24 protein-coding genes are annotated in these 26,300 nt (G+C 57.3%); 12 read left to right on the plus strand and 12 right to left on the minus strand.

All coding sequences use genetic code 11. The features are described 5' to 3' along the window. Positions 1–56 precede the first annotated feature (56 nt). Positions 57–1,811 carry an acetolactate synthase 3 large subunit gene (locus ACTG4M_RS03250; RefSeq protein ID WP_439122197.1) on the minus strand — a complete coding sequence of 585 codons (1,755 nt, stop codon included), beginning with the start codon at positions 1,809–1,811 and terminating at the stop codon, positions 57–59. Between the two features lie 1,022 nt (positions 1,812–2,833). On the opposite strand from ACTG4M_RS03250, the gene ACTG4M_RS03255 reads away from it, so the two are divergent. From ACTG4M_RS03255 to ACTG4M_RS03265, 3 genes are all read left to right on the plus strand, one after another. Continuing rightward, the gene (locus ACTG4M_RS03255; protein WP_439122198.1) at positions 2,834–3,919 is read left to right on the plus strand and encodes a TRAP transporter substrate-binding protein; all 1,086 of its coding nucleotides are present in this window, start codon (positions 2,834–2,836) and stop codon (positions 3,917–3,919) included. Positions 3,920–4,045: 126 nt separating this feature from the next. Further along, on the plus strand, positions 4,046–4,957 hold the full coding sequence (locus ACTG4M_RS03260; protein WP_439122199.1) for a TRAP transporter small permease subunit: 912 nt from the start codon (positions 4,046–4,048) through the stop codon (positions 4,955–4,957). Positions 4,958–5,020: 63 nt separating this feature from the next. Continuing rightward, positions 5,021–7,375, plus strand: a complete 2,355-nt coding sequence (locus tag ACTG4M_RS03265) for a TRAP transporter large permease (RefSeq protein ID WP_439122200.1) — start codon at positions 5,021–5,023, stop codon at positions 7,373–7,375. Between the two features lie 72 nt (positions 7,376–7,447). On the opposite strand, the gene ACTG4M_RS03270 is transcribed toward ACTG4M_RS03265, so the two are convergent. The 5 genes from ACTG4M_RS03270 to ACTG4M_RS03290 form a co-directional block, all read right to left on the minus strand. Next, positions 7,448–7,834 (minus strand): cupin domain-containing protein, encoded by a 387-nt coding sequence (locus tag ACTG4M_RS03270; RefSeq protein ID WP_439122201.1) that lies wholly within the window; start codon positions 7,832–7,834, stop codon positions 7,448–7,450. Between the two features lie 87 nt (positions 7,835–7,921). Then, a complete protein-coding gene (locus tag ACTG4M_RS03275) occupies positions 7,922–8,734 on the minus strand; it encodes an arginyltransferase (RefSeq protein ID WP_439122202.1) in 813 nt (270 codons plus the stop codon). A gap of 77 nt (positions 8,735–8,811) precedes the next feature. Beyond that, positions 8,812–9,393, minus strand: a complete 582-nt coding sequence (locus ACTG4M_RS03280) for a retropepsin-like aspartic protease family protein (protein ID WP_439122203.1) — start codon at positions 9,391–9,393, stop codon at positions 8,812–8,814. A 64-nt stretch (positions 9,394–9,457) separates the two neighbouring features. After that, entirely contained in the window at positions 9,458–10,081 is a 624-nt protein-coding gene (locus tag ACTG4M_RS03285) for a MarC family protein (protein WP_439122204.1), read from the minus strand. Positions 10,082–10,129: 48 nt separating this feature from the next. Beyond that, the gene (locus ACTG4M_RS03290) at positions 10,130–11,983 is read right to left on the minus strand and encodes an ABC-F family ATP-binding cassette domain-containing protein (protein ID WP_439122205.1); all 1,854 of its coding nucleotides are present in this window, start codon (positions 11,981–11,983) and stop codon (positions 10,130–10,132) included. 197 nt (positions 11,984–12,180) lie between these two features. Here ACTG4M_RS03290 and ndk point away from each other — a divergent pair, with 197 nt between their 5' ends. Then, positions 12,181–12,603, plus strand: a complete 423-nt coding sequence (gene ndk / locus ACTG4M_RS03295; protein ID WP_439122206.1) for a nucleoside-diphosphate kinase — start codon at positions 12,181–12,183, stop codon at positions 12,601–12,603. Between the two features lie 48 nt (positions 12,604–12,651). Here ndk and ACTG4M_RS03300 read toward each other — a convergent pair whose 3' ends face one another. After that, positions 12,652–12,990: a TfoX/Sxy family DNA transformation protein gene (locus ACTG4M_RS03300; protein ID WP_439122207.1), complete on the minus strand. Its 339-nt coding sequence runs from the start codon at positions 12,988–12,990 to the stop codon at positions 12,652–12,654. Continuing rightward, on the minus strand, positions 12,990–14,171 hold the full coding sequence (locus ACTG4M_RS03305) for a pyridoxal phosphate-dependent aminotransferase (RefSeq protein ID WP_439122208.1): 1,182 nt from the start codon (positions 14,169–14,171) through the stop codon (positions 12,990–12,992). Before ACTG4M_RS03305 ends, ACTG4M_RS03300 begins: the two co-directional genes overlap by 1 nt. A 267-nt stretch (positions 14,172–14,438) precedes the next feature. On the opposite strand from ACTG4M_RS03305, the gene cysS reads away from it, so the two are divergent. From cysS to ACTG4M_RS03320, 3 genes are all read left to right on the plus strand, one after another. Further along, the gene (cysS, locus tag ACTG4M_RS03310; protein ID WP_439122209.1) at positions 14,439–15,872 is read left to right on the plus strand and encodes a cysteine--tRNA ligase; all 1,434 of its coding nucleotides are present in this window, start codon (positions 14,439–14,441) and stop codon (positions 15,870–15,872) included. 187 nt (positions 15,873–16,059) lie between these two features. Further along, positions 16,060–17,679 carry a citramalate synthase gene (gene cimA, locus ACTG4M_RS03315; RefSeq protein ID WP_439122210.1) on the plus strand — a complete coding sequence of 540 codons (1,620 nt, stop codon included), beginning with the start codon at positions 16,060–16,062 and terminating at the stop codon, positions 17,677–17,679. Continuing rightward, positions 17,676–18,452, plus strand: a complete 777-nt coding sequence (locus tag ACTG4M_RS03320; RefSeq protein ID WP_439122211.1) for a squalene/phytoene synthase family protein — start codon at positions 17,676–17,678, stop codon at positions 18,450–18,452. Before cimA ends, ACTG4M_RS03320 begins: the two co-directional genes overlap by 4 nt. Before the next feature lies 1 nt (position 18,453). Here ACTG4M_RS03320 and ACTG4M_RS03325 read toward each other — a convergent pair whose 3' ends face one another. Together ACTG4M_RS03325 and ACTG4M_RS03330 are read right to left on the minus strand one after the other, a co-directional pair. Next, a complete protein-coding gene (locus ACTG4M_RS03325; RefSeq protein ID WP_439122212.1) occupies positions 18,454–18,702 on the minus strand; it encodes a hypothetical protein in 249 nt (82 codons plus the stop codon). Between the two features lie 98 nt (positions 18,703–18,800). Then, positions 18,801–20,039 carry an MFS transporter gene (locus ACTG4M_RS03330; protein ID WP_439122213.1) on the minus strand — a complete coding sequence of 413 codons (1,239 nt, stop codon included), beginning with the start codon at positions 20,037–20,039 and terminating at the stop codon, positions 18,801–18,803. Positions 20,040–20,125: 86 nt separating this feature from the next. On the opposite strand from ACTG4M_RS03330, the gene ACTG4M_RS03335 reads away from it, so the two are divergent. From ACTG4M_RS03335 to ACTG4M_RS03345, 3 genes are read left to right on the plus strand one after another with little or no spacing between them, the layout of a single operon-like run. Continuing rightward, positions 20,126–20,869, plus strand: a complete 744-nt coding sequence (locus tag ACTG4M_RS03335; protein ID WP_439122214.1) for a precorrin-6A/cobalt-precorrin-6A reductase — start codon at positions 20,126–20,128, stop codon at positions 20,867–20,869. Beyond that, positions 20,854–21,483, plus strand: a complete 630-nt coding sequence (locus ACTG4M_RS03340) for a DNA-3-methyladenine glycosylase family protein (protein ID WP_439122215.1) — start codon at positions 20,854–20,856, stop codon at positions 21,481–21,483. The genes ACTG4M_RS03335 and ACTG4M_RS03340 overlap by 16 nt, the downstream gene beginning before the upstream one ends. Continuing rightward, positions 21,480–22,145 (plus strand): alpha/beta hydrolase, encoded by a 666-nt coding sequence (locus ACTG4M_RS03345; RefSeq protein WP_439122216.1) that lies wholly within the window; start codon positions 21,480–21,482, stop codon positions 22,143–22,145. The genes ACTG4M_RS03340 and ACTG4M_RS03345 overlap by 4 nt, the downstream gene beginning before the upstream one ends. Positions 22,146–22,167: 22 nt before the next feature. Here the strand turns inward: ACTG4M_RS03345 and ACTG4M_RS03350 are convergent, their stop codons facing one another. Next, a complete protein-coding gene (locus ACTG4M_RS03350; protein WP_439122217.1) occupies positions 22,168–23,970 on the minus strand; it encodes a glycosyltransferase in 1,803 nt (600 codons plus the stop codon). 181 nt (positions 23,971–24,151) lie between these two features. Between ACTG4M_RS03350 and ACTG4M_RS03355 the strand changes: the two genes are divergently transcribed. Continuing rightward, positions 24,152–24,691 carry a hypothetical protein gene (locus ACTG4M_RS03355; protein ID WP_439122218.1) on the plus strand — a complete coding sequence of 180 codons (540 nt, stop codon included), beginning with the start codon at positions 24,152–24,154 and terminating at the stop codon, positions 24,689–24,691. A 6-nt stretch (positions 24,692–24,697) separates the two neighbouring features. On the opposite strand, the gene mnmA is transcribed toward ACTG4M_RS03355, so the two are convergent. Then, the gene (gene mnmA / locus ACTG4M_RS03360) at positions 24,698–25,837 is read right to left on the minus strand and encodes a tRNA 2-thiouridine(34) synthase MnmA (protein WP_439122257.1); all 1,140 of its coding nucleotides are present in this window, start codon (positions 25,835–25,837) and stop codon (positions 24,698–24,700) included. A 146-nt stretch (positions 25,838–25,983) separates the two neighbouring features. Here mnmA and sciP point away from each other — a divergent pair, with 146 nt between their 5' ends. Beyond that, positions 25,984–26,256: a CtrA inhibitor SciP gene (gene sciP / locus ACTG4M_RS03365; protein ID WP_439122219.1), complete on the plus strand. Its 273-nt coding sequence runs from the start codon at positions 25,984–25,986 to the stop codon at positions 26,254–26,256. Positions 26,257–26,300: the final 44 nt, after the last annotated feature.

The following is a 26,300-nucleotide window of genomic DNA, read 5'->3' on the forward strand; positions in this document are numbered from 1 at the left end:
CGGTGTGTGCGGGCTGGCCCCCCACGGATCAGGCCGGGCTAAACCGGCCCAAAGCCTTACACCATCACCGCGCCTTTGGTGCCGATAGCATCCTTGGTGCTGGCTTCACCCAGAAGCATCTTGTTGTGTGGCTCGCCCGACGGGATCATCGGGAAGCAGTTCTCATGTTTTTCGACCAGGCAGTCAAAAATGACCGGTCCGTCGTAGTCCAGCATTTCCATGATTGCATCATCAAGATCTGCCGGATCTTGGCAAAGGATACCCTTGCACCCAAACGCCTCGGCCAGCTTTACGAAATCGGGCAGGGCTTCTGACCAGGATTGCGAATAGCGTTCGCCGTGCAACAATTCCTGCCATTGGCGCACCATGCCCAAACGTTCATTGTTCAGGATGAACTGTTTGACTGGCAGGCGGTATTGTACTGCTGTGCCCATCTCTTGCATGTTCATCAGCCACGACGCTTCACCGGCCACGTTGATGACCAGCGCGTCTGGGTGCGCAACCTGCACGCCAATAGATGCCGGCGTGCCGTATCCCATTGTGCCAAGACCGCCCGAAGTCATCCAGCGGTTTGGATCTTCAAACCCAAGGTACTGCGCAGCCCACATCTGGTGTTGGCCCACTTCGGTGGTGATGTACCGATCACGGCCCTTGGTCAGTTGCTCAAGCCGATCAAGCGCATATTGCGGACGGATGGCCTTGCCCGACGGCTTATACTTGAGGCAATCAACTGCGCGCCATTGGTCGATCTGGGCCCACCATTTGCGCAAGGCTTCGCTGTTGACCTTGCGACCGCGCGCTTTCCAGACCTTGAGGATATCTTCGAGCACATGACCTACATCGCCGATGATCGGCATGTCTGTCTTGATGACCTTGTTGATCGAGCTGGGATCAATGTCGATATGCGCCTTCTTTGACTTAGGGCTGAAGGCATCCAGACGCCCGGTGATCCGGTCGTCAAAACGGGCACCGATATTGATCATCAGATCGCATCCATGCATCGCAAGGTTGGCCTCGTAAAGGCCATGCATCCCCAGCATGCCCAACCAATGCTTGCCCGACGCTGGATATGCGCCAAGGCCCATCAGGGTCGAGGTGATTGGCATGCCTGTCGCTTCGACCAATTCACGCAGCAACTGGCTTGCGCCAGGGCCCGAATTGATGACGCCGCCGCCTGTATAGAAGACCGGACGCTCGGCTGTCTCGATCGCTTCGACCAGCTGAGTGATGGTCTCCATGTCGCCTTTGACCTGTGGCTGGTAATGGCTGACTTTGGCTTTGGTCTTTTCAGTGTATTCGCCTGTCGCGAATTGAACATCCTTTGGAATGTCCACCAGAACAGGGCCTGGGCGGCCGGTTGTGGCCACATGAAAGGCTTCGTGGAGAACGCCTGACAGAGCGTCGGTGTCTTTGACCAGCCAGTTGTGCTTGGTGCAGGGGCGCGTGATGCCTACAGTGTCGGCTTCCTGAAACGCGTCCGAGCCGATCATAAAGGTCGGAACCTGTCCTGTAAGGACAACAATCGGGATGCTGTCCATCAACGCATCGGTCAATCCGGTCACTGCGTTTGTCGCACCGGGGCCAGAGGTTACCAGAACCACACCGGGCTTGCCGGTTGCGCGGGCATAGCCCTCGGCGGCGTGCACCGCGCCTTGTTCGTGACGAACAAGGTAATGGCGAATGCCATTCTGTTGAAAAATCTCGTCGTAAATCGGTAGCACAGCGCCACCGGGATACCCGAATACTGTGTCCACACCCTGATCCTTCAGGGCTTGAACTACCATTTTCGCTCCGGTCATTTGACGTGTCATCGCTTTGCTCCGTTTACAGACACTTCTGTTCGTTACGCGAAAAAAAACCCCCGCTTTTCAGTCGGGGGCGCATGGGATCGTATTTGGTTCCGTTACCGGCCCATGCGCGCTTTCTCTACAATGACTAGGACGTGTGCCATGTTGGCTCATTTTCGCGTGGCGGGACATTATGGCGGCCAAACGGGGGCGTCAACATCGAAAACCAAGAAAAAAGTACTTCAAAGCAAGATTTTCTTGTCACTTATTACCATTTATAGCTGTCGAATTGAAATTTCCGGAAAATCACCAGCGTTTTGTGCCGCTTTTTTGCTGATTCACCGTGATGCAAACACATTGGATGTGCGTTCGCGCGCGAAGATGAGAATTGCATGTGACGTAAGGCGCTCCTTAAAGTGAACCAATCAGTTCACCTATTGCGCCGACCGGAGGCATTGATGCTGGGAAAACGAAATATGCGGGCGCGGGCCTTTTCGACATGCCACGCGGCGATATTGGCGGGCTTTATCGTTGTTGCGCACATCATGGGCTTTTCCAAGTCCGGGGATGACATGCACCTCTCGGACCAAAACGTTGTTTCGCCCATTTATGATGGCGCACCTCTCATCTGTATGGCGTCTGAGAATGCATCATCCGGTCATCATACATGCGCTTTATTTGTAAAGACCGACGCGCACCAAGGATCAGCTAGCGCCGCAACCTTCATTTGGCGCTTTGGTGTTCGCCTTTAGCGCGAATTGGGTTATTCAGGATCACCCGTTTTGCGGCGAACCATTTGCAATGCGTGAACCAACCGCCAAGAATTAAGGTGTTCTGCTGCTTCATCAAGTCTTAAGGTGTGTAATCAGAAGAAGCCGGAAAAATAGAAGAAAATCTGCTATTTGTGCCTAAAATTTATACGCATGTAAGCGCAGTTAATTATTTGCATTCAAAATTTTTTCTGATTACCGTCCGTCCCACTAAATGATCCGCGCAAACAGCGGACTGGCTGTTTTTGTGCATCCAAAACTCAGGGGAGGAAATACATGGATCGTCGTTCATTCTTGCGGACGTCTACTGTTGGCGCAGGGGCCGCGGCAGCGACCACGCTGGCTGCACCAGCAATTGCTCAAGGCAACCGTACACTGACATTGGTCACTTCGGTGCCTGACGGCTTTGCGATCTTCGATGACGCGGCACAGCTCGCAATCGACTACATCACAACGATGACGGACGGCGCTTTGTCGTTCAACAAAATGTCCGCAGGCTCGCTCGTTGGCGCGTTCGAAGTGTTCGACGCCGTGTCCTCGGGGCAGGCCGACGTGTATCACTCGGCAGAATATTACTTCCTCAACCAGCACCCGGCTTTCGCATTCTTCACATCCGTGCCGTTCGGCATGACTGCGCAGGAAATGGCGAACTGGTATTATCGTCGTGGCGGTCAGGAACTGCATGACGAGCTGTCCGGTCTCTTTGGCCTCAAGCCTTTGATGGTTGGTCAGACAGCCATGCAGCCGGGCGGTTGGTTCAACAAAGAAATCAACTCGGTCGAAGACCTGCAGGGTTTGCGTTTCCGCATGCCGGGTCAAGGTGGTCAGGTGCTTGGTCGCCTCGGCGCATCCGTTCAGAACATTCCAGGCGGCGAAATCTACCAGGCGCTTGCGTCCGGCCAGATCGACGGTGCGGAATGGATCGGACCTTACGCAGACGAGCGTATGGGCTTCCAGGAAGTGACCAACCTTTACTACACATCGGGCTTCCACGAGCCGGGCTCGACCCTGTCGATGGTGTTCAACCAAGAGATCTGGGACTCGCTTTCGCCGTTGCACCAGAACATCTGTAAGATCGCATGTGAGGCTGCACACGCGCAGAACACAGCACTGACACTTGCTGAAAACGGCGCGGCGCTGGCTCGTTTGCAGGCTGGCGGCGTTCAGACACGCGAATTCCCGGATGAAGTCTGGGATGCGTTTGGTTCTGCTGCGGCAGAGGTTCGCGAAGAGAACATGAGCGATCCAATGTATGCGAAAATCGCTGAGAGCTATTTTGCGTCGATGGCAGAATCGGCCGGATGGTACGAGATTGCCGATGGCGAATTCATGCGTCAGCGTAACCGCGTAAACGCGGGCTAATCTGCCACTTGCAGAAATGATACTGGCCTCGCCCGCCCCAATATCGGGGCGGGCGGGGCCTTTCGACCAAAGTGACCATGATCGCCGTGTCCGTAGTGCGGGCCGCGTGTCGGGGGGACAATCCGAATGATCGATTCCATTTTATGGGTGCTGCAGAATATAGCGCTGGCCCCTTATCACTTGCTTCTCGCGATCACCAATCCGGGCGCGTGGCTCAATTGGTCCAATCCCGAAGCTGTGATGCGGTTCATCTATTACGGCGCGTCCGTTGAGCTTTTCTTTGTCGTTATCGTCACCTTCTTTGTGATCACTGCGCTCGGCTTGTTCTGGAAGCGCGACATCCTTTGGTACTGTGTGCGCGTACTCGAAGGCATTGCCAATGCCGTCGGTCGAACCGCCGCATGGGCAGGGGTGTTGATGATCCTGATCCAGGTCATGATTGTTTTCCTGCAGCGCATCTTCCGCGTCGCTGAAATCCAGATTGGGCCGCTCGGAACGGCTTTGGCCTATGACCTCAGCTGGTGGGCGGAAGGTCTGAAGTTCTGGAACGCGATCGTCGTCTGCCTGTGCGTGTCCTACACGTTTGTTCAGGGCAGCCACGTCCGCGTCGACCTTGTGTATTCGGCCGTAAAGCACCGGACACGCCGCGCCATCGACATGTTTGGCAGCCTGTTCTTTATGATCCCGGCTGTCACGATCACCTACCTCTACGCATGGTTCTTCATGTGGCGTCACCTGATGACACCCACAGTAACCGCAAGCGGCGATCTTGACCGCATGTTGATGCAAAGCCGGATTTTCCGGTGGAACGTAGAGACCATCGGCTTCAGCCCTAACGGGTTCAACGCCTACTTCCTTTTCAAGATCCTGATCGTTCTTTTCTGCGTGATGGTTTTCATGCAGGCGTTTGCCTTCTTCTGGCGGTCGCTGCTTGAATTCATCGAAGGCGAAGAGAGCATTGGCAAATACTTCGACAAAGACTCGATTGGCGACGAAGCCGAAGAACTCGAGCATGCCATTCACTCTGGATCGACCTGAGACTCATGACATTACAACGAACAACGACGCTGCAACCGGCGCGAAACTGGGGGTCTAACTAAGATGCTTTTCGGACTGGACGGAGTCGAGGTCGGTATCCTCATTGTCTTCCTGACGCTCTTTGCCGGGATCATGACAGGCTTTCCGGTGGCTTTTGCCATCGCGGGGGCGGGTATGATTTCTTTCGCCATCATTGCAGCTCTGGACTCGGCTGGGTTGCTGATCCACCAAGCCATTGACAAGGGATCACCTGAATTCGCTGCATTGGTAGCAGAAGGCATCGCCCGAGATGCCATATCCGTGTTCCGATACCCGGACTTACCGCGTATCGAAGAACCTGTGTTTCCCGGTGGCTGGGAACAGGCGATGGACCGGAATATCTCTTTCATCGTGAACCGGATCAACGAACGCGTTATCGCGGGGCAGTCCATCGAGACCCTGCTGGCAGTCCTGATGTTCGTTATGATGGGCATCACGCTTGAACGGTCACGCATCGCCGAAGACCTGCTGACATCAATGGCACGCGTCTTTGGCCCGTTGCCGGGTGGCTTGGCGGTATCCATCGTCATCGTGGGCGCGTTTCTTGCAGCCTCCACCGGCATCGTGGGTGCAACTGTTGTGACAATGGGCTTGCTGGCCTTGCCGACCATGTTGCGCAACAATTATTCGCCGGAACTGGCAACAGGAGTGATTGCGGCATCCGGCACGTTGGGGCAGATCATTCCGCCGTCCATCGTGATCGTTCTTCTCGGCACGCTGGTGGGTGACCTCTACGCAACGGGTCAAGAGACACGCGCGCAGCTCGTTGGTTGTGGCGATGCTCTGACTTTCCTTGGACAACCGGCGGTTCTGTCGGTCGGCACCTTGTTCCAGGCGGCACTCCTGCCGGGCCTGTTCCTTGCATTCCTTTACGGTCTATATGCTTTTGTCTTTGCGCTAATCCGTCCGTCCAGTGCACCGCCTGTGCAGATGGCGGGGGAAACCGGTGAAGTGATCACCCGTAATGAAGCGTTGACTTGGTATCTTGCTGCGCCGGTGGGCCTCATTTTGGCTATTGTCATTGGCTTTAGCTCTGGTCTTATCGGCAGCCAGACGATCTCCGTGTCTGACTATGCCGAACGCGAAGATGGGCCAAGCCTTCGGACCAACGTGTCTGAACAGTGCCAAGTGGCGATGATCGATTTGCACGGTCAAGAGGCATGGGACGAAGCCGTGGCTCAGCGTGCCGCGATGACCGAAGCTGGTGATACGGGCGAAGTCGTCGAGCTGACCGAGGAAGAGCGCACTGCAGCACTGATCGCAGCCCGAGACAACGCAGCTCCGATTGGCTCTGGCGTTGCCACTGTATTCACATTGCTGGCGCTGGTTCTGATCCTTGCCCGTGGCGTGTCACCGTCATCTGTACCACTTCCGTTGATTGTGGGTGGCATTGGCGTGGTTCTGGCCTTCCTGTGCGACGTGATGTTCATCACGCCGCTAACGGGGTCTGGCGCGAGCTTTATGATCCTCGCGATCCCGATGGTGCTGACGATGTATGGCGTCTGGGCAGCGATGGGACGACTGTCCAAGAATGAACTGCTGCGCGTGGTCTTCCCGCCGCTTGTTCTGATCGTGGCCGTTCTGGGTTCCATCCTTGGTGGTATCACCAACCCGACCCCAGCCGCCGCCTTGGGCGCCGCTGGCGCGATAATGCTTGCCGCGTACCGCAAGCTTAGCGAAGAACAGGGCGCGTCCAAGATCGTTATCTGGGCGTCTCTGGCGCTGGTGATCATGATCCTTCTGGGCGTGAACTTTGACCTGCGCATCACGCGAGAGGTTGTCCCGGTTGAAGACTGGGTCGCGTTCGTGATCGCACAGATCGCCTATCACTTTGCGTTCTTCGGGCTGCTTTACAGTTGCTGGGTGCTGTATCGAACCAACATTCTTGGACCGGTGGTGCGGGAAACCGCGAAGGTGACGTCGATGGTGTTCACCATCTTGATCGGTTCGCAGCTTTTGAACCTCGTGCTGATCTCGTTTGGTGGCGAACATTACATTCAGGACTTCCTGCGGTCTTTTGACAATGAAACCATCGTTTTCCTTGTTGTGATGCTTATCCTGTTCGTTCTGGGCTTTGTCTTGGACTTCCTCGAGATCATTTACATCGTGGTGCCCATCGTCGGTCCTGTGATCTACGGCGGAACGCTGGATCCGGCATGGGTCACGATCATGATCGCGATCAACCTGCAAACCTCGTTCCTGACACCACCCTTCGGATTTGCGCTGTTCTACCTCAGAGGGGTCGCCCCGAAAGAGGTGACGACCGGGCACATCTACCGTGGCGTTATCCCGTTTGTGGGCATTCAGGTGTTGGGGCTGGCCTTGCTCTGGTTCTTCCCGGGGATCGTCACGATCTTGCCGGACTTGATCCAGAACTGATCTGACCGCAGCTAAACGTCAAAGGCCGCCCCGATATAGGGCGGCCTTTTTGGTTCACCAGACTGCTGATGTTTAATCCTCGTTCGGATCGGCCTCGGCATCAGCTTTGTTCTCATGCTCCGTGCCCGGCGCATGTTCGGGTGGGGAATACGTGGTGTAGAGGCGCATCATGCCGGTGCCGGTGTTTTTAAAGTTGTGGTACTTACCCGAAGGTACAATCGCCACATCGCCCGCCGAAATGGCCATCTCGGTCTCGCCAATCTTGGCTTTGCCCATGCCGTCCACAAAATACAAAAGCTGGTCATGGCCCTCGTGTGTTTCGCCGCCGATTTCGCCACCTTCGGGGATGGCCATCAGAACAAGCTGTGTCTTGTCACCGGTCCAGACCACGTCACGGAATTTGTCATTGCTCCGCGCCATTTTTGCGATGGGCATTACGAGAGTGTCATGTTCAGCCATTGTCTGTCGCTCCTTTGTATTTGCGACAAAGGAACGTACAACCGGATGTTCTGTTCCAAGAGAGTGGCCCAGGCACGCAGCCCTGAGTTAGCTGCGCAGGTCGGGCAACGAGATATTGGCAACCTGTTCGGCAATCGGGTCGGTCGACATCGGATGAGTGTCGGCTGAATAGCTGTCAGGCTTTTGGAACGGCTCCCAGCCTCCGTGGCGATACAGCTCTAGCCCCGAAAAGGACGCTTTATATCCCATCTTGGCACTGCCGGGCACCCAATACCCAAGATAGACATAGGGCAGGCCAGCTTCGCGGGCGATCTCAATATGATCAAGGATCATGTAAGTGCCAAGGCTTTGCGCCGGGACATCCGGGGAATAGAACGAATAGACCATGCTCAACCCATCATCGAGCACATCCGTCAGGCATACCGCATCAAGCTGCTTGGTTTCGTCATTGGTGTATTCAATCACCCGTGACCGTATCGGCGTTTCCTCGACCATCGCGGCAAAATCAAACACATCCATGTCCGCCATACCGCCATCGGCATGTCTGGCATCCAGATAGGTGCGGAACAAATCATACTGATCTTCAGTGGCCCAGGCGCTGGTGGCGTGCCGCCGGAGATGTGCGTTACGTTTGATCGTCCGCTTCTGGCTGCGCGATGGACGGAAATGTGCGACCGAAATACGCGCCGACAGGCAGGCCGAACAATCCGAACACGACGGACGGTACAACACGTTTTGTGACCGGCGGAATCCCTGTTTGGACAGGCTATTGTTCAGCTTGTCCGCAGCCTCGCCCTGCAACGCGGTAAATAGCTTCCGCTCCATCCGGCCCGGAAGATACGGGCACGGCTGTGGTGCGGTAACATAGAACTGCGGCGCGAGTGGCAGCGAGTGGCGCATGGATAACTCTTCGTCAGTACAGGTGGGACCGTAGCCCAAGCTTTTGCAGCAGCCAACCCCCCAGAAAAAGCGGCGCGCTAACGTTCCAGTATGAGGCGGCCGTTGTTGATTTCCAACCGTGCGAAACGATTGAGATACTCCATACCCAAAAGAGATTTGGTCATCTCTCCTTCGTTCACAAAAGCCCGCACATCGCGATCATGGAACGGTCCAAGTGCCACATCCTCAAGCCGAACCGGGGCGGTGCGCACTGGGCCATTGGCTGTCATCGCCTCAGAGTAAAAGATCACGTCCTCATCGCGCAGCCCGACACGTGCTGCATCGGCTTGCGTCAACACCATACTGGTCGCGCCCGTATCGACCACAAACCGTACCGGTGCATCGTTGATGTCGAGTGTCAGGTAATAATGCCCATCCGGCCCGCGCGGCACCTCGATCCGGCCAGCATCTTCCATGACAAGCTGTTGCGGCTGCACGGTTTGACGGATGTCACCCCACAGACCCACGGCAGCAATCACGCCCAGAAAGATCAGCCCCCAAACCGCGCCTTGCTGCAAGGTCTTGTTCAGGCTTTGCCGGTTCTGGACGAAAAACCAAAAGACCAGCACCGCCCCAAGCAGCACAAGATAGGCCAGATTGCCGTACTCCATTTCGGTCATTGTCGCTCCTTAACACCACTGAAGTGTATGTAGGTCGGCGCGTTGCGATTGTGTAGGGTAGGGCTCAACCGCCCAAGGCAAGTCCGAACCCGCGAATTCCGTCCAGAACAAACTGAACCGACAGCGCGGCCAGCAGCATGCCCAGCAGCCGTGTCACAACCACGATCCCGGTCTTACCAAGCGCGCGTTCGATCAAAGAAGCGCTCAGGAACAGCAGGAAGACGATCGACAGAACGCAGACCATGACACCAAGGACCGAAGCCATGCCCAGTGGGCCCTCAGCCTGACCCACCAGCAGTATGATCGATGCAATCGCGCCCGGTCCGGCAATTAGCGGAATGGCGATGGGAAAGACCGATGGATCGGGCACATCATCCACATCAACTTTGTCCTCACGCCGCTTGGTACGCCGTTCGAACAGCATGTCCAGCGCCGTCAGGAACAACAAGATACCGCCGGCGATACGAAACGCGGGCATTGAAATTCCGATGAAGCCCAGCACCTGTTCTCCGAGAAACGCAAAGAGAAACAGCAACCCTGCCGCGATGACCGTCGCCCGGATCGCAATTGCGCGCCGTTGCTTCACCGTCAGACCGGGTGTCAACGCGATGAACACCGGTGTCAGGCCAATTGGATCGATGACAACGAAAAGCGTCACAAACGCGGATATGAGAAATGCTGTGTCCATGCCCATGGCTCAACCATGTTTGGCCAAGCCGCGCAAGCCCAGTACGTATTAGCCGTTCTGAGCCGTATCCAGCTTTTCCAATGCGGCTTCCCAAAGCGTTTCGGCGCGGTGCAGGCCGTCCATCACCTCGGCGTATTTCTTGTTCCAGGTGTCAAGCTCACCCTTGCGAGCAGTTTCGTACAGTGCCGGATCGGCAAGCTTTTTGGCCAGTGTTTCGCGCATGGTTTCGATCTTTTCGACCCGCGCCTCGCATTTGCGAACTTTGGCCTTGAGCGCCAGAATCGCGTCACGGTCGGGCCGGGCAGGGCGCGCTGGTTTGGGTTTTTCCGCCTTGGCCGGCTTATCCGAGGCCAAAAGCATGGCGCGGTAATCGTCCAGATCATCCTCATAAGGCGTAACGTTGCCATCCTTGACCAGCCACAACCGGTCGGCCACCATCGACAATAGATGCATGTCGTGGCTTACCAGAATGACTGCGCCAGAATAGGCGGTCAGCGCTTCGACCAACGCTTCACGGCTTTCGATATCGAGGTGGTTCGTCGGCTCGTCAAGAATCAGCAAATGCGGCGCGTCCAGCGTGGCCAACAAAAGCGACAGGCGCGCCTTTTGCCCACCAGACAGTTTGCCCACAACAGTATCCGCTTGTGCTGCCATCAGACCAAAGCCAGCCAGCCGTGCCCGGTGCCGTGTCGGCATCTCGTTGGGCCGCGCCCGCCGCAAGTGGTCCAACGGTGTCTCGTCGACATGGAGCTCGTCCACCTGATGCTGTGCAAAGAACCCGATGCGCAGCTTGGACGACCGCGTAATCCGCCCCGCCATCAAAGGCAGACGGTCTGAAAGCAACTTGGCTAAAGTCGATTTGCCCTGACCATTCTTACCCAAAAGCGCGATGCGATCGTCCTGGTCGATCCTCAAGTCCAGCTTGCGTAACACTTCGGTCTCACCATAACCGGTAACGCCGTTCTCGACCCGGATGATCGGCGGCGATAATTCGTCAGGTTGTGGAAAGGTGAAAATCCGCTTGGCGATCTCTTCGGGGGCACTGACCATGTCCATCCGTTCGATCATCTTGAGGCGCGATTGCGCCTGTTTGGCCTTGCTGGCCTTTGCGCGGAACCGGTCGACAAAGCTCTGAAGATGCGCGACGCGCGCCTGCTGCTTTTTGGCAACCGCCGCCGCTTGTGCCCGCCGTTCGGCACGCTGCCGCGCGAACTGGTCGTATGGGCCCTGGTAATAGGTCAGTTGCCGCTCTTCGAGATGCAGGATCGACCCTACGGCGCGATTCAAAAGCCCCCGGTCGTGGCTGATCACAATCACCGTATAAGGGTATTTCGCCAGATAGCTTTCCAGCCAAAGCGCACCTTCAAGGTCAAGATAGTTGGTCGGCTCATCCAGCAGCAACAGGTCAGGCTGCGAAAACAGTACGCCGGCCAATGCCACCCGCATCCGCCAGCCACCTGAAAATGCCGAACAGGGCATCTGCTGCTCTGCATCGTCAAATCCCAAACCCTTTAGGATGGCAGCCGCCCGTGCCTCGGCCGACCATGCGTCGATATCGGCCAATCGCGTCTGCACTTCCGCAATCCGCGCACCATCGGTCGCGGTTTCGGCCTCGGCCATCAGGGCCGCGCGCTCGGTATCAGCTTCCAGAACAGTGTCGATCAGCGACACTGACGATCCCGGCACTTCCTGGCTCACTCCGCCAATCCGCGCACCGCGCGGCACCGAAATAGCGCCGCCCTCCAAAGCAAGCTCGCCCCGGATCAATCGAAAGAGCGTGGTCTTGCCAGCGCCGTTCGGCCCAACCAAACCAACCTTGTGCCCATCGGGAATGGTCGCGGATGCGCCCTCGAACAATGCGCGTCCATCGACGGCGTAAGTGATATCTTCAATCTTCAACATGGCACGCCCTTACCAACGCCCAAGGCAACAGACCAGCGCTCTTGGTTTCTTTGGGCAAAAAATACTTTGGGGGTTTTAGGGTGGAACCCTCAAATGCCTGCGCAGCACGGATACGAAAGGCCTTCCAAGGGCTTTCCAACGACAGAACCCCATGCTAACCGGCGCTCCAAACACAAACCAAACCACGGAGCGACCAAATGGCCCTCGAACGCACATTCTCGATCATCAAACCTGACGCCACCCGCCGCAACCTGACTGGCAAGATCAACGCCAAGTTCGAAGACGCGGGCCTGCGCATCGTCGCACAAAAGCGCATCCACCTGACAAAGGCACAGGCGGGCCAGTTCTATGCTGTGCACGCTGAACGCCCGTTCTATGACGAACTGTGCGAATTCATGGCATCCGAGCCAGTTGTCGTTCAGGTGCTCGAAGGTGAAGGCGCAATTGCCAAGAACCGCGAAGTCATGGGCGCAACCAACCCTGCAGACGCAGCACCGGGCACCATCCGTGCTGAGTTCGCTGAATCCGTCGGCGAGAACTCGGTTCACGGCTCTGATGCACCGGAAACAGCTGCTGAAGAAATTGCGTTCTTTTTCTCGGGTCTTGAACTGGTCGGCTAAGCCGCCGTTCCATGACTGACACGTGTTTAGGCCGGGCATTTGCCCGGCCTATCTTTTTGTCCCAACCCCGATCTCGTCCAGAAACCGTTCGATCCCGGCTGGTGCCGCATCGGCGCAGCTGGCGATCTCGGCCTTGATCGCGTCGAATTTCAAGCGCAGCGCTTTTTTCTCTTCGCCCTTGCAGTCGTTCCACGGGCGTCCCTGCAATCCCATAACCAGCACATAGTAGCCGATGAAATGCGGTCGCATGCCTGACAGCAACAACTGGCGATATGCCTCGTCCGCGCCCAGCGCCCGAAGAGCGTCTGCCGATCCAATGCCTGCTTTGGCGCAAGCGTCATCCATCGCCGGTCCAAGGTTGCGAATAGATGAGACCGGCTCGGCCATTACGCAGCCGTCGCAAGCCCGGCTGCAAAGCCACACAGCGTCCGCAACGCCGCCTCAAAGCGGTCATCGCTGACGGTCATTGCGACACGGATGTGCCCAGCTGCCGACGCACCAAAGCTTTCGCCGGGCATCACGGCAATCCGTTCCGCATCAAGCAGCGCATTGGCGAACGCTTCGCCCGATAGTCCCGTGTCCCGAACATCCAGCATGACGTACATCGCCCCTTGCGCAGGGATCATGCGGACCACGTGTTGCGTGGCCAAAACCGTTTCGGCAATTGCCCGCCGCCGCAGGAAAGGGGCTGCGACCTCGGACTCCAATTCCGCTCCGGCCTGTAGACCAAACAGGGCGGCATCCTGAATGTATCCGGGCACGCCATAGGTGGTGTTGGTCGCCAAATCGACCAGGGCTTCGATGGCCGACTCAGGCCCGATGATCCAGCCTATCCGGCTTCCGGTCATCGCGTGGCTCTTGGACATGGACCCGATCACCAAAGTGCGCTCAACCATGCCGGGCAGGGCGCGCGGCGACACATGGGCACCGTCCCAAATCTGCGTATCATACACCTCGTCTGAGATCAGCCACATGTCATGTGCCGTCACTACGTCTGCGATGGTCTGCAAGGTGTCACGTGGATAGACCGCGCCAGTTGGATTGTTCGGTGTGTTGATCAAAAGCGATGCCGCTCCATCACACGCGGCTTCGAGTGCGTCCCGCTCTGGCAGAAACCCGTTCGAAGACCGTGTGGCCACCGTGCGCGGCACCGCACCTGCAGACCGTACAAGGCCGGGATAGGTCGCGTAATAGGGATCAATGTACAGTGCCACATCGCCGGGTTCGCAGACCGCCATATGCGCCGCGAACAAGCCTGCCTGACCGCCGGGGGTGATCAACACGTTCTCACGCCGTGTCGGCACACCAGACTGCGCCTGAACCCGTGCCGCAACCTCGTCGCGCAAGGCGTTCACTCCGGGCACCATGGCATAGCCGGTATGTCCACCCATGGCGCTTTGGTACATCGCTTTCAGGATCGATGGATCGGTGCCTATGTCATGCTCACCGATGGTCAGCTCGATCACGTCCTGTCCGGCCTCGACCATGGCGCGGGCACGGTAGAACACGTCCCAGCCGTCTGATCCGTCTCCATTGAGGGTCGTGATGCGATGTGACAAGGCTGGCATGGGTCTCTCCGATAATTGTGCTTCCGTCCTGCCAGAGCGGGTGCCCGAAAGTCCAGATCGAACCGCTGTGACGCAAGATGTTTCGAAACGGCTTGGCGCAAAATTCTTGACCGTTTGCACACGCGCCAGCTAAGCAGGCCTCATGAGCCGTATCTCAACATCCATTTGCTGCATTATCCGCTAATCCATTTGGTGGGCCGGTCTTCTATTCCAATCATGAGATGAAGTTGCTACTCCCGCCGCAATCCCGGCCCGCGAGGAGCATCCATGACCATCTGGCTGACCAACACCGCCACCCGCACCAAAGAGGAATTCACCCCTCTCGATCCGAATAACGTACGGATGTATGTCTGCGGGCCCACCGTCTATGACCGTGCGCATCTGGGCAATGCGCGCCCGGTGATCGTGTTCGACGTGCTCTACCGTCTGCTGCGCCATGTCTATGGTGCGGATCACGTCACGTATGTGCGCAACTTCACCGACGTTGACGATCGGATCAACGAGACGGCGCAAAAGCGCCGCGCGGCAGGGGCGGACGGAATGCTTGAAGATCTGATCCGCGAACGCTCGGACGAGACGATCAGCTGGTATCACGCCGACATGGACGCGCTTGGTGCGCTGCGTCCCGATCATGAACCCCGCGCGACCCAATATATCGACCAGATGATCGCGTTCATCGAAGACCTGATCGCCAAAGGCCACGCCTATGCCGCCGAGGGTCATGCGCTCTTCGCGGTCGATAGCTGGCCCGAAGGCTACGGCAAACTGTCCGGTCGGTCGGTAGACGACATGATCGCCGGTGCGCGGGTCGAGGTGGCGCCCTACAAGCGCAATCCGATGGATTTTGTGCTCTGGAAGCCGTCAACCGATGATCTGCCTGGATGGGACAGCCCGTGGGGTCGAGGCCGCCCCGGCTGGCACATCGAATGCTCTGCCATGGCGCACGAGTTGTTGGGCGATACGTTTGACATCCACGGCGGCGGCAATGACCTGATGTTCCCGCACCACGAGAACGAGATCGCGCAGTCTAAATGCGCAGGCCATGGCTTTGCCCGCTACTGGCTACACAACGAGATGTTGCAGGTCGAGGGCAAGAAGATGTCGAAAAGCCTGGGCAATTTCTTCACCGTGCGGGATTTGCTGGACGGCAATTGGAGCGGTGGTTGGAAAGTACCGGGTGAAGTGATCCGGTTTGTCTTCCTCTCGACACACTATCGTAAGCCAATGGATTGGACTGCTGAGAAAGCTGAGCAAGCCAAAGATACCTTGGAAAAATGGGCGCTTTTCACAAAAGACGTCAAAGCATCTGACACTATACCTTCAAAGCTAGTCGAGATGCTATCGAATGATCTCAACACTCCCGGCGCGATCGCTGAGCTACATAGGATCAGTAACAGTGGTGAATATGGAGACCTCAAATCTGCCTTGAAATTCCTATCTTTGGAACTGGCTCTGAGTGAAACTAACGCTGACGTTTTCGACCGTTTAGTTGAGGGTGAAACGGTACGACCTTTGATCGAAGCGTTAATCCAAGAAATGCAACGGGCTCGCGAAGAGAAGAACTATATTCGATCAGATGAAATTCGCGATGCCTTCAAAGAGGCAGGTGTTTCGGTTCGCTTCGAAAAGGGCGGTGAAATCGTTTACAAGCGCGAAGCGGATTTCCATTTGGCACCACTTGAAAGTGTTGCTTCAAAATGAATGCACTCCAGTGGAACCACTCAGCCCGGCGGCACGCCGGGCCGCGCCCGACCCTCCCCACGGGAGGGCGCCTTGGCTACCGGCTCGCACCGAACCAGCGGAATGCGTGTGACGCTGCCTCGTACCGCTCGAACGACAGATGCGCCCACCCAGGGTCGGGCGCGCCCCTTATCGCCCGGATACCCCGATGACCAAAACCAGCCTGACCCTATACGACACCACGCTGCGCGACGGGCAGCAGACGCAGGGCGTGCAATTCTCGACGCCCGAGAAACACCGCATCGTTGAGGCGCTTGACGCCATTGGCATCGACTATATCGAAGGTGGCTGGCCTGGGGCAAATCCCACTGACAGCGCCTTTTTCGATGAAGTTGGACATACCAAAGCCACCGTTACCGCATTTGGCATGACCAAACGCGTGGGCCGCTCGGCAGAAAATGACGACGTACTGGCCGCCGTGATGAACGCGGACACCAAGGCGGTCTGTCTGGTGGGCAAAACCCATGATTTCCATGTGACCGCCGCGCTTGGCATCACCCTCGACGAAAACGTCCAGAACATTCGCGCCTCGATAGCGCATATCGTGACGCAGGGTCGCGAGGCGCTCTTTGACGCCGAACACTTTTTCGACGGCTACAAGGCCAATCCCGACTATGCGTTAACCTGTTTGCACGCTGCCTATGACGCTGGAGCGCGGTGGGTCGTTCTGTGCGACACCAACGGGGGGGCACTGCCGTCGGAAGTGAGCCAGATCACCAGAACTGTGATCGAAAGTGGCATCCCCGGCGACCATGTCGGTATCCATACCCACAATGATACCGAAATGGCTGTCGCCGCCACATTGGCCGCTGTCGATGCCGGGGCGTGTCAGATTCAGGGCACGCTTAACGGGCTGGGCGAACGCTGCGGCAACGCGAACCTGACCGCACTGATCCCGACATTGCTGCTCAAGGAACCTTACGCCAGCCGCTATGAAACGGGTGTGACGCAAGATGCGCTTGAAGGAATGACCCAGATCAGCCGCATGCTGGATGAAATCCTCAACCGTGTGCCATTGAAACAAGCGGCCTATGTTGGATCGTCTGCCTTTGCGCACAAGGCCGGATTACACGCCAGCGCGATCCTCAAGGATCCCACGACCTACGAACATATTGACCCGGCGCAAGTGGGCAATCGCCGGGTGATCCCGATGTCCAATCAGGCGGGCCAGTCCAATCTGCGCCGCCGTCTGTCTGAAGCAGGGATCACCATCGCGGATAAAGACCCGGCGCTGGCCCGTATTCTTGACCGGATCAAGGCGCGGGAATCCGAAGGCTATTCCTACGATACCGCGCAGGCGAGTTTTGAGCTGTTGGCACGTGATGAATTGGGGCAACTGCCTGAATTCTTCGAGGTCAAACGCTACCGGGTGACGGTGGAGCGGCGGAAAAACAAATACAACAAGATGATTTCGCATTCCGAGGCAGTTGTCGTGGTCAAGGTCGGCACCGAAAAGAAGCTGTCGGTCAGTGAATCAATGGACGATCTGGGCAACGACCGTGGCCCGGTAAACGCGCTTTTCAAGGCGCTGGCCAAAGACCTTGGTCCCTATCAGGACATGATCGACGACATGCGGCTTGTCGACTTCAAGGTGCGCATCACCCAAGGCGGAACCGAGGCCGTGACCCGCGTCATCATCGACAGCGAGGACGGGCAGGGACGGCGTTGGTCCACCGTTGGTGTCAGCGCAAATATCATCGACGCCTCGTTCGAGGCGCTGCTGGATGCAGTGCGCTGGAAACTGGTGCGGGATGCGCAGTCTGCATGAGCTTTGACGCCGATCTGATCGCTTGTGCGCAATTGGTCGAACGGGGTGATCCCGACAGGTTCGCAGCGACGATGGCTGCCCCGGTTGAGGTGCGTAAAGTGCTGTTTCCGATTTATGCCTTCAACGTCGAAGTGTCCCGTGCGCCATGGGTGACACAGGAAGCCATCATCGCCGAGATGCGATTGCAGTGGTGGACCGACGCTTTGGACGAGATTGCAACAGGCGGTCTTGTGCGGCGGCACGAGGTTGTAACCTCGCTTGCGCATGTGCTGGATGCGACGGCTGCGCGGCAGTTGCAAAAGGCTGTGCAGGCGCGGCTGTGGGACGTTTATCGCGATCCGTTTGAAGATCATGCGGCATTTTCAAAATATATCGAAGACACGGCGGCGTCCTTGCTGCGCGCCGCGTCCCAAGCCCTGAGCGGGTCAATGCCGGATGCGCTGACAGATCTTGGCTATGCGGCTGGTCTGGCCCAGTTCCTGCGGGCTGTGCCAGAGTTGGAACGGCAGGGGCGTTGGCCCTTGGTGGATGGTAGACCAGAGGCGGTGCGTGATCTGGCTGCGACCGGATTTGACCGTTTGGTAAAATCCCGGCGCGCGCGTGCAAGTGTCCCGACACAGGCACGCCCCATCGCGTTGGCAGCATGGCAGGCGGGACCGATCCTTAAACAGGCGAAATCCGATCCGCGGCGCGTGGTAGACGGCACGCTGGGCACATCAGAGGCTGCCAAGAAAGCGCGTCTGATGTGGCAGGCCGCGACAGGGTGGTGGTAAGCTAAAACGCCAAACCAAAGCTGCATCCCACCCCTGTGGCCAACACATCGGCCGGGTCGGCGACGTCATCGACAAGCTCTTTTGAGACACCGATACCAATCGCGGCCAGACAGCCTGCGGCCGGATTGCCGGTTTCTTGCGTCACGATATGCGAAACCATTGCGCCGGCAGTGAAATGTGCGGCTTTGTCATAGTGTTGGCAGCCTGCAGAAAGCGGAAAGAGCAGGAAAAGAAAAAGGTTTCGAACCATGGCAGACACCATTCTGGTGGAGGGTGCCTGCCGTAATGAGACAAATCCGTAAATGATTCGTTACAGCTTGTTGTCCAAAATAGCTTGCTTTTTAGCGGTCAGACGGTTTCTTCCTTGGGTCGCAGCATCAGCCAGATCAATGCGCCACCGGCGAGCATCAGGAACGGGGCCATTGCCATGTTCACCGCGCTCCAGCCTTCGACCGGGGTGCCGCCGGAGCAATTGAGCAGGCCGCCCGAGGCTAGCGAGGCTACGGTCACGCCACCAAAGACCAACACATCGTTCATGCCCTGCACGCGGCCGCGCTCGTGCGGCTCGTGGGCTGCGGTCAGCATTGCGGTTGCGCCGATAAAGCCAAAGTTCCAACCGAAACCAAGTAGGATCAAAGCAACATAAAAGTTCGCGATATCAACTCCTTGCAGAGCGACTGCGCCAGCCGCGGCCAGAATGAGCAGCCCGGTCGCGACGATCTTTTCGACGCCGAAGCGTACGATCAAATGGCCTGTAAAGAAGGATGGAATGAACATCGCCAAAACATGCGCTGACACGATGTCAGCGGCCGTGTTGGCTGTAAACCCGCACCCAACTACGGCCAGCGGAGTGGAGGTCATGACGAGGTTCATAAGCGCATAGGTGACCATCGCACAAATGATCGCGACAGCGATGCGCGGGGTCTTCAACAGCTCTAACCGGGTGCGGCCCTTTGGGTCGTCTGCGTGCGGAGCTTTGGGCTTTGGGATATCGAGGAACAGAAACAGCGCGGAGCCGACGATATTCAGTATGATCACCGCGAAATAGGTGCCCAAGAACGGAACCACATAGGAATCTGCAGTTGCCTTGACCAACTGTGGCCCGATCACCGCGGCGGCCAATCCGCCCGCCATCACATAAGAAATCGCTTTGGGGCGGAATTCATCCGTGGCAGTATCGGCGGCGGCAAAGCGGTAAAACCCTTGCGCCGACATATAGATGCCGGTCAAAAAGCTGCCGACAAGGAAGACCGGGAACGACGCGATATAAAGACCGTAAGCACCAATCGCGCCGCCCAGCGCGCCGCCCATCGCACCCACAGCAAACCCGGCGCGCCGTCCGAATTTCTGCATGAAGGCGGAAATCGGCGTGGCCGTTGTCATCGACCCAAGTACGATCAGGGAAATCGGCAAGGTGGCGAAACAGATGTTTGAGGCCAATGACTGCCCGGCCAAGCCGCCAACTGTAAACAGCATCGGCATTTGTGAGCCTAGAATGGCTTGGGCGAGAACCAGAACGAAGACGTTGCGCTTGGCGCGTCGATTTTCTGTGGCGTCGTCGGGTGTGGCGTGGTCAATTGTGCTCATGAAAGCAGCGTTAGGTCCAAATTCCATTTCCTGCAAGTGTGACCGCGCACGCGTGGCGCTTTGCCTCGCGAATTTCTGAGCGATTGATGATGCGGGATTTCGACGGCTCGAATTCGGCTGGTTCCAGAACAGTGACGATCCTTGGTGGGTCGGCTGAAGCGCGCGATTTGGCTGCGCGGCTGGGGGATTGGGCTCAGCTTTGGTTGCCGGCAAAAGATCGCGTGACCGGACAGGGTGGATCGGATCCGATGCGTCTGGACGAGGCAATGGGAACTGCGTCTGCGCTGGTGGTGGCTCCGCATCCCTGCGATGTGGACACGTTAAACTTGGGCTCGCGGATAGCTGCAAAGACGGGCCTTGCGCATTTGACATTGGCGCGCCCCGAATGGCGTCCGACGCGTCAGGATCAATGGATTGATCTGCGGTTTGTGCGTGATGCGGCGCATGCCATTCCTGCAGGGGCCAAGGTTCTGGTCACGCTGGGACGGCCTGCGTTGCAAGAGTTAAAGGCGCTGCGCCATGCCTATCTATTCGTTCGTCAGTTGACTGAACATAACGACGCCTGTCCACTGAAATACGGTCGCTTTTTGCATGGCACAGCGCCTTTCACCGTCAGGCAGGAAATCGCTCTTATGCGCAAGTTTCGGATCGACGCGGTGCTCACCCGCAATGCAGGTGGGCCGGGTGGTTGGCCCAAGATCGCAGCTGCTCGTGCATTGGGATTGCCGGTTTACATGGTGGCGCGACCGCGTTTTGTGTCGGGACCCGTGGTCACGTCAGTCGCGGCCGCAATGGATTGGATTGAGGAACTTCTGTGGTTGGACGCCTGATCGAAACGGACGACTGCGTGCTGGAAGGTGCGGAGTGGCTGGCCAAAGCCGAACCGCGATTTGCCGACGTATTGGAGCAGACCGGTCCGTTGCCGTTACGGCGCAGGCCGGATGGGTTCGCGCAATTGCTGAGTGCGATTGTCAGTCAGCAGGTCAGTGTCGCGTCAGCGCGGGCCATCTGGGCAAAGCTTGAGACCGCTGGTGCGGTAACGCCAGACGCCGTGTTGCGCTTTGATCAGGACGGGCTGCGCGAGCTGGGTCTTAGCCGTCAGAAGGCGCGTTATGCCTGTGCATTGGCCGAGGCGGGCATCGACTATGACGCGCTGCGCCACGCGCCGAATGACGAGGTGATCAAGACACTGACTGCCGTAACCGGGATCGGTGTCTGGACCGCCGAGATCTACGCGATGTTTTCATTGGGGCGGGCAGATGTCTTTGCGCCGGGTGATCTGGCCTTGCAGGAAAGCGCTCGAATGCTGTTCGATCTGCCAGAACGCCCCAAGGAGAAACTGCTGCGGACAATGGCCGAGGCCTGGAGCCCATGGAGATCGGTTGCGGCGCGCGCGCTCTGGGCCTACTACCACGTTGCAAAAGACCGAGAGGGGATCGCATGACACGGGTTTTGAACGCCGAACGCAAGGAACCGGTATCCGGTGAAACCCGCTCTGCGGTGGTGTTCTTGCATGGCTATGGGGCCAATGGCGCCGACCTTTTGGGGCTCGCCGATCCGTTGGGCGAACATCTGCCGGATACTCTGTTCGTGGCACCCGATGCGCCCGAAGCCTGTGCCGGGGCGCCGTTTGGATTTCAATGGTTCCCAATCCCTTGGATTGATGGGTCGTCCGAAGAAGAATCGATGTCCGGAATGGCCAGTGCAGTCAATGACTTGAACGCCTTTCTTGATGCGTTAATGGTGGATGAGGACTTGCTGCCGGAACAGGTTGTGCTGTTTGGTTTCAGCCAAGGTACGATGATGGGTCTTCATGTGGCGCCACGCCGCGAAGATCCGATTGCCGGGATGGTGGCGTTTTCGGGACGGTTGCTTGAGCCAGAGCTACTGGTCGATGAGGTGGTCAGCCGCTTTCCGATCCTTCTGGTGCACGGCGACCAAGACGATGTCGTGCCTCCTCAATCGCTGCCCGAGGCAGCCGAGGCGTTGCAGAACGCAGGGTGGGAAGACGTGTTTGCCCATATCATGAAGGGCACGGCGCATGGCATTGCACCAGACGGGTTGCAGGTGGCATTGGCCTTTATGCGGGACAAGTGCAACCTGTGATGGCTCACCAGATGGGTTGCGCTTAGGCCAGCCCGTCGACCGCATCCGCGAGTTCAAGGAAATCCGGATATTGCGTTATGAATTGTGCATGATGGTTCGGGAACCGTTGCGCAAAACGATCCAGAAGTGCGCGGCACTCGGTTAATCGCCCCAACCTTCGGCTAAGCCAAATGCAGCGGATCACCGGGCGCTGGTCTTTGGGATGCATCGTGATCTTTTGCTGAAAGCCGTCATACATCCCGCCCAAATCGCGGTTGTGGTGACATTGGTGTATATAGAGATCCAGCAACCTGTCCCGATACTGCGGCGGGGCCTTTTCGAGCGCCCGCAGGGTTTCGGCCTTGAGGTCACGTGCGGTGATATCAAACGAAAACCGGTTCATCTCTAGATCATCGATCAGCTTGAAATAGCGCGATTTGTAGGTGTCAAAGGAATAGTCTTTAACCGAAGCTTGGCTTGCCCCTGCATAACGGTTGCGGTCGGTGTGCACCTTGAGGATGGCCGCTGCTATGGCGTCGATATCGCCGGGTTGCACCAGTTCGCCATTGTGTCCGGGTGTGATCATTTCACGGGGGCCATAGTCGACGTCATAGCTGATCACCGGGCAGCCGCAGGTCAGCGCTTCGAGCAGTGCAAGGCCAAAGCCTTCGGTCAATGTTGGGGCCAGCGAAAACAGTGATTGGCTGAACACTTGCGCCGGGTTTGCCGTGTGGCCCATCAGCATGACACGGTCGCCGCAATTATGGTGGTCGATCAACTGCTGCAACCGCGCTTGGCCAAGACCTGACCCGTAGATCAAGTAATTGCAGTCCGGGATCTGGTGCATGATGCGGGTAAAGGCTTCAATGCATTGGTGGATCGGCTTTCCCGTCAACTCAAGCCGCGACACGGTGCAGATGTGGGCCGGTTTCTCGCAGTTGGTATTGGTCACTTCGGTGTAATGCGGGATCACCCGGATCGGCGCGCGGTTGTTGATGTCTTCTTCAAGCCGTTCCTTATGTGCCCGGGTCGCGGTTACAATCGCGTCGCCGTCGAACGCTTCAATCAAACTGCGCGACCGCGGTACGATTTTGCCGGATGGGTTGCGATGATCGGCATGCAGAAACAAAACCTTTTTCGCCTTGATCGGTCTTTGCAGATAAGCTGAAGTGACACCGTCTATGAACACGATACTGTCTTCGGGAAAGAACTGCGCAACCAGCATTCGGTGATGTGCAGTGTCGTCATTAAACGTTCGATCAAGCCCAAAATCCCGAATCCAGAGCAAAGCACCATGTTCGCGCCGGGTCCGGCACCGGGGCGCGCCATCAGAAAACGCAGTCTTTTCAACCAGACCTTCGCCAAGTTGTACGCGGGATTCGACAAGATCATCGTTTAGATATTTCAGCCGGATGTCCTGATCCGTGTCTCCGAGAATACGCCGCACCGTCAGGGTGCCGGCGACAGTGGGTTCGAGACTGTCACGCATCACCGGTGTGCCGTGTTTGAAATAGGTGATCCGTGTTTTCTTACCTTCAGCGGTTTTCTGATCGTCCCAGCTGGGTAGGGTGGTTTCGGCCACGGCAGTAACACTGCTTTCTGGCACACAAAGTTCGTGGATGGAGCGATGTGCGATACGGTCGGAAAGCAACCCGCTGTGCACCAGATCGGCAAAGGCGATCTTTTGATTGCAGCTGTGTTGCAGGTTGAGCAACGTCACTCGCGTGTTTGGGCGATCTGCCAGCAGGTTCATGCGTTTGAACACTGCATTGACCTTCCCACCCCCAACATTCGCACCAAGCTTTGGCACGATACACATGATGTGGCTGGGATCGGCTGGCGGCATACGAGATCGGTTCAAGGACAGATGTGATCTCACTCTCTGCGAAACGTCAGCCGGACGCAATGAAAAGCCCTCTGATGAATGTCTCGACGGATCAGCTTGTGAACAGTAGCATCTTTCAACACGATCTTGCGGCGGCTCCACAAGGCGTGGCGCCCCCCGATTTCAAAAAAGGAGATCTGCCATGCCCAGCCTTCTTGCAACCTCTACCGTTCACCCCGTTTGGCGCGATCAGGATGTCGGTGCTTTGATGCCTGCCGCGGTTCCATCGACGAGGCTTGATGATGCGGTTGGGTTGGCTTTGGTCCAATGCGCAAAGAAACGCATGGATAGTGCAATGGGCTGTGGCGGAGGCACGGATTACGCGCGTCTCACATTCGATACAGGTGGTTTGCGCGGTCTGTGTTTCGTCGCCGCTGATGAAGTGGCCCGCTATCTCGTTGCCCAAGGTGAGAACGCCAAAGCTGTCATGGTGAAACCAGCGGGGGGAAGCGATCACTATTTTACGATCGTGAACAACGGAAACGCCCAGAATTCCGTGGTCATCGACGCCACGTGGAAGCAATTTCAGGAAGGTACGGCGGACAAACCGTTTTGCATCGCCGGAAAGCTAGGGTCTATCCGCTTTGTCTTTGGCCGCGATTCCGAGATCGTTGATATCTATGAGACCGGCATGACTGTTTTGGGCCAGTGGGACACCTACCAGTGTTTCCCTGATCCCTGACGCGGTTCAGCCGCGCCAGATCCAGCCACCGCCCAGGATACGGCTTCCTTCAGTTTGGTAGAACACGCAGGCTTGACCGGGTGACACGCCTTCTTCGGGTGTCAGCAATTCGACCTCGGCTTCGGTTTCCGAAAGCGGTCGAATGATAGCCTCGCGCGGTGGGCGGGTAGACCGCACTTTGACCGACACATGCCACTCGGGCTGGCTGGTAAAGTCAACATCACCAAGCCAATTGATCTCGCGCACTGGGATGGTACGGGTGGACAGCATGTCTTTGGGGCCGACGATCACCTGCTTGGTATCCACATCCAGCTTGACCACGTAGAGCGGATCGCTCAGCCCGCCGATACCAAGACCGCGCCGCTGCCCGATAGTGTAATGGATCACACCGTCATGCGTGCCCAGAACGCGGCCATCAGCATGCACGATCTCGCCCGGTTCCGCAGCGCCGGGGCGCAGCTTTTCGATTACGCTGGCATAGTTGCCATTCGGCACGAAACAGATGTCCTGACTGTCGGGTTTGTCCGCCACTTGCAAACCATAGCGCGCCGCCAATTCGCGGGTGGCGTCCTTGGACGGCAAATGGCCCAGAGGAAAGCGCAGGTAATTCAACTGTTCGGGTGTGGTCGAGAACAGGAAATAGCTTTGATCGCGATTTGCATCTTCGGCGCTATGCAACTCGGGTCCGTACTCACCCATTTTGCGCTGGATGTAATGTCCGGTCGCCATGCAATCGGCCTCAAGGTCTTTGGCGGTTTCCAGCAGATCTTTGAACTTCACCCGCTCATTGCAACGAATGCAGGGCACAGGTGTTGCGCCGGCAAGGTAGCTGTCGGCAAATTCGTCAATCACGGCGTCCTTGAAGATGTTCTCGTAGTCCAGCACGTAATGGGGGAAACCCATATCCTCGGCCACGCGGCGCGCATCGTGAATGTCGATCCCGGCGCAGCAAGCGCCTTTTTTGGCCAGGGCCGCCCCGTGATCATAAAGCTGCAGCGTCACACCGACCACGTCATAGCCTTCTTCGGCCAATTGAGCGGCCACCACGGAACTGTCCACGCCACCCGACATCGCCACAACCACGCGGGTCTCCGAGGGCGGCTTAGCAAAACCAAGCGAATTGAGGATCGGCGCATCGAGGGCCATTGGGGTGTCTCCGGACAGGGTAGGGGTGATCGCGCAAAATATAGGTAAATCCGACATACTCTCAACCCTTGGCTTCACGTCACATTAAGGGTGATGTCGCAAAGGTGCCCATAAGCAGGAATTCAGGGCTTGGAAAGGGCTGGAACATGTATCTGAAAAAAGCGAACGGCCCCCGCACGGTCACTTTGACGGATGGCACAATTCTGTCGCATGCCGATCTGCCACCGCCCAACACCTATCGCTGGGTTGCCTCGCGCAAGGCGGTGGTGGTGGATGCGGTGTTGCACCACCTTATCTCGAAGCAAGAGGCGCTTTCTCGGTATGAGCTGAGCGAAGAAGAACTTGATGCCTGGATCGCCGCTTCGATGTTGCACGGCCGCGACGCTCTAAAAGCAACAGCGGTACAGCGATACCGGTGAGGGCAGCGCGTTAATTCAATCTTAAGTTGTTTGCAGTCAATCTG

Origin of the sequence: Marivita sp. (genome assembly GCF_965656765.1) — a bacterium.
GTDB lineage: Bacteria > Pseudomonadota > Alphaproteobacteria > Rhodobacterales > Rhodobacteraceae > Marivita.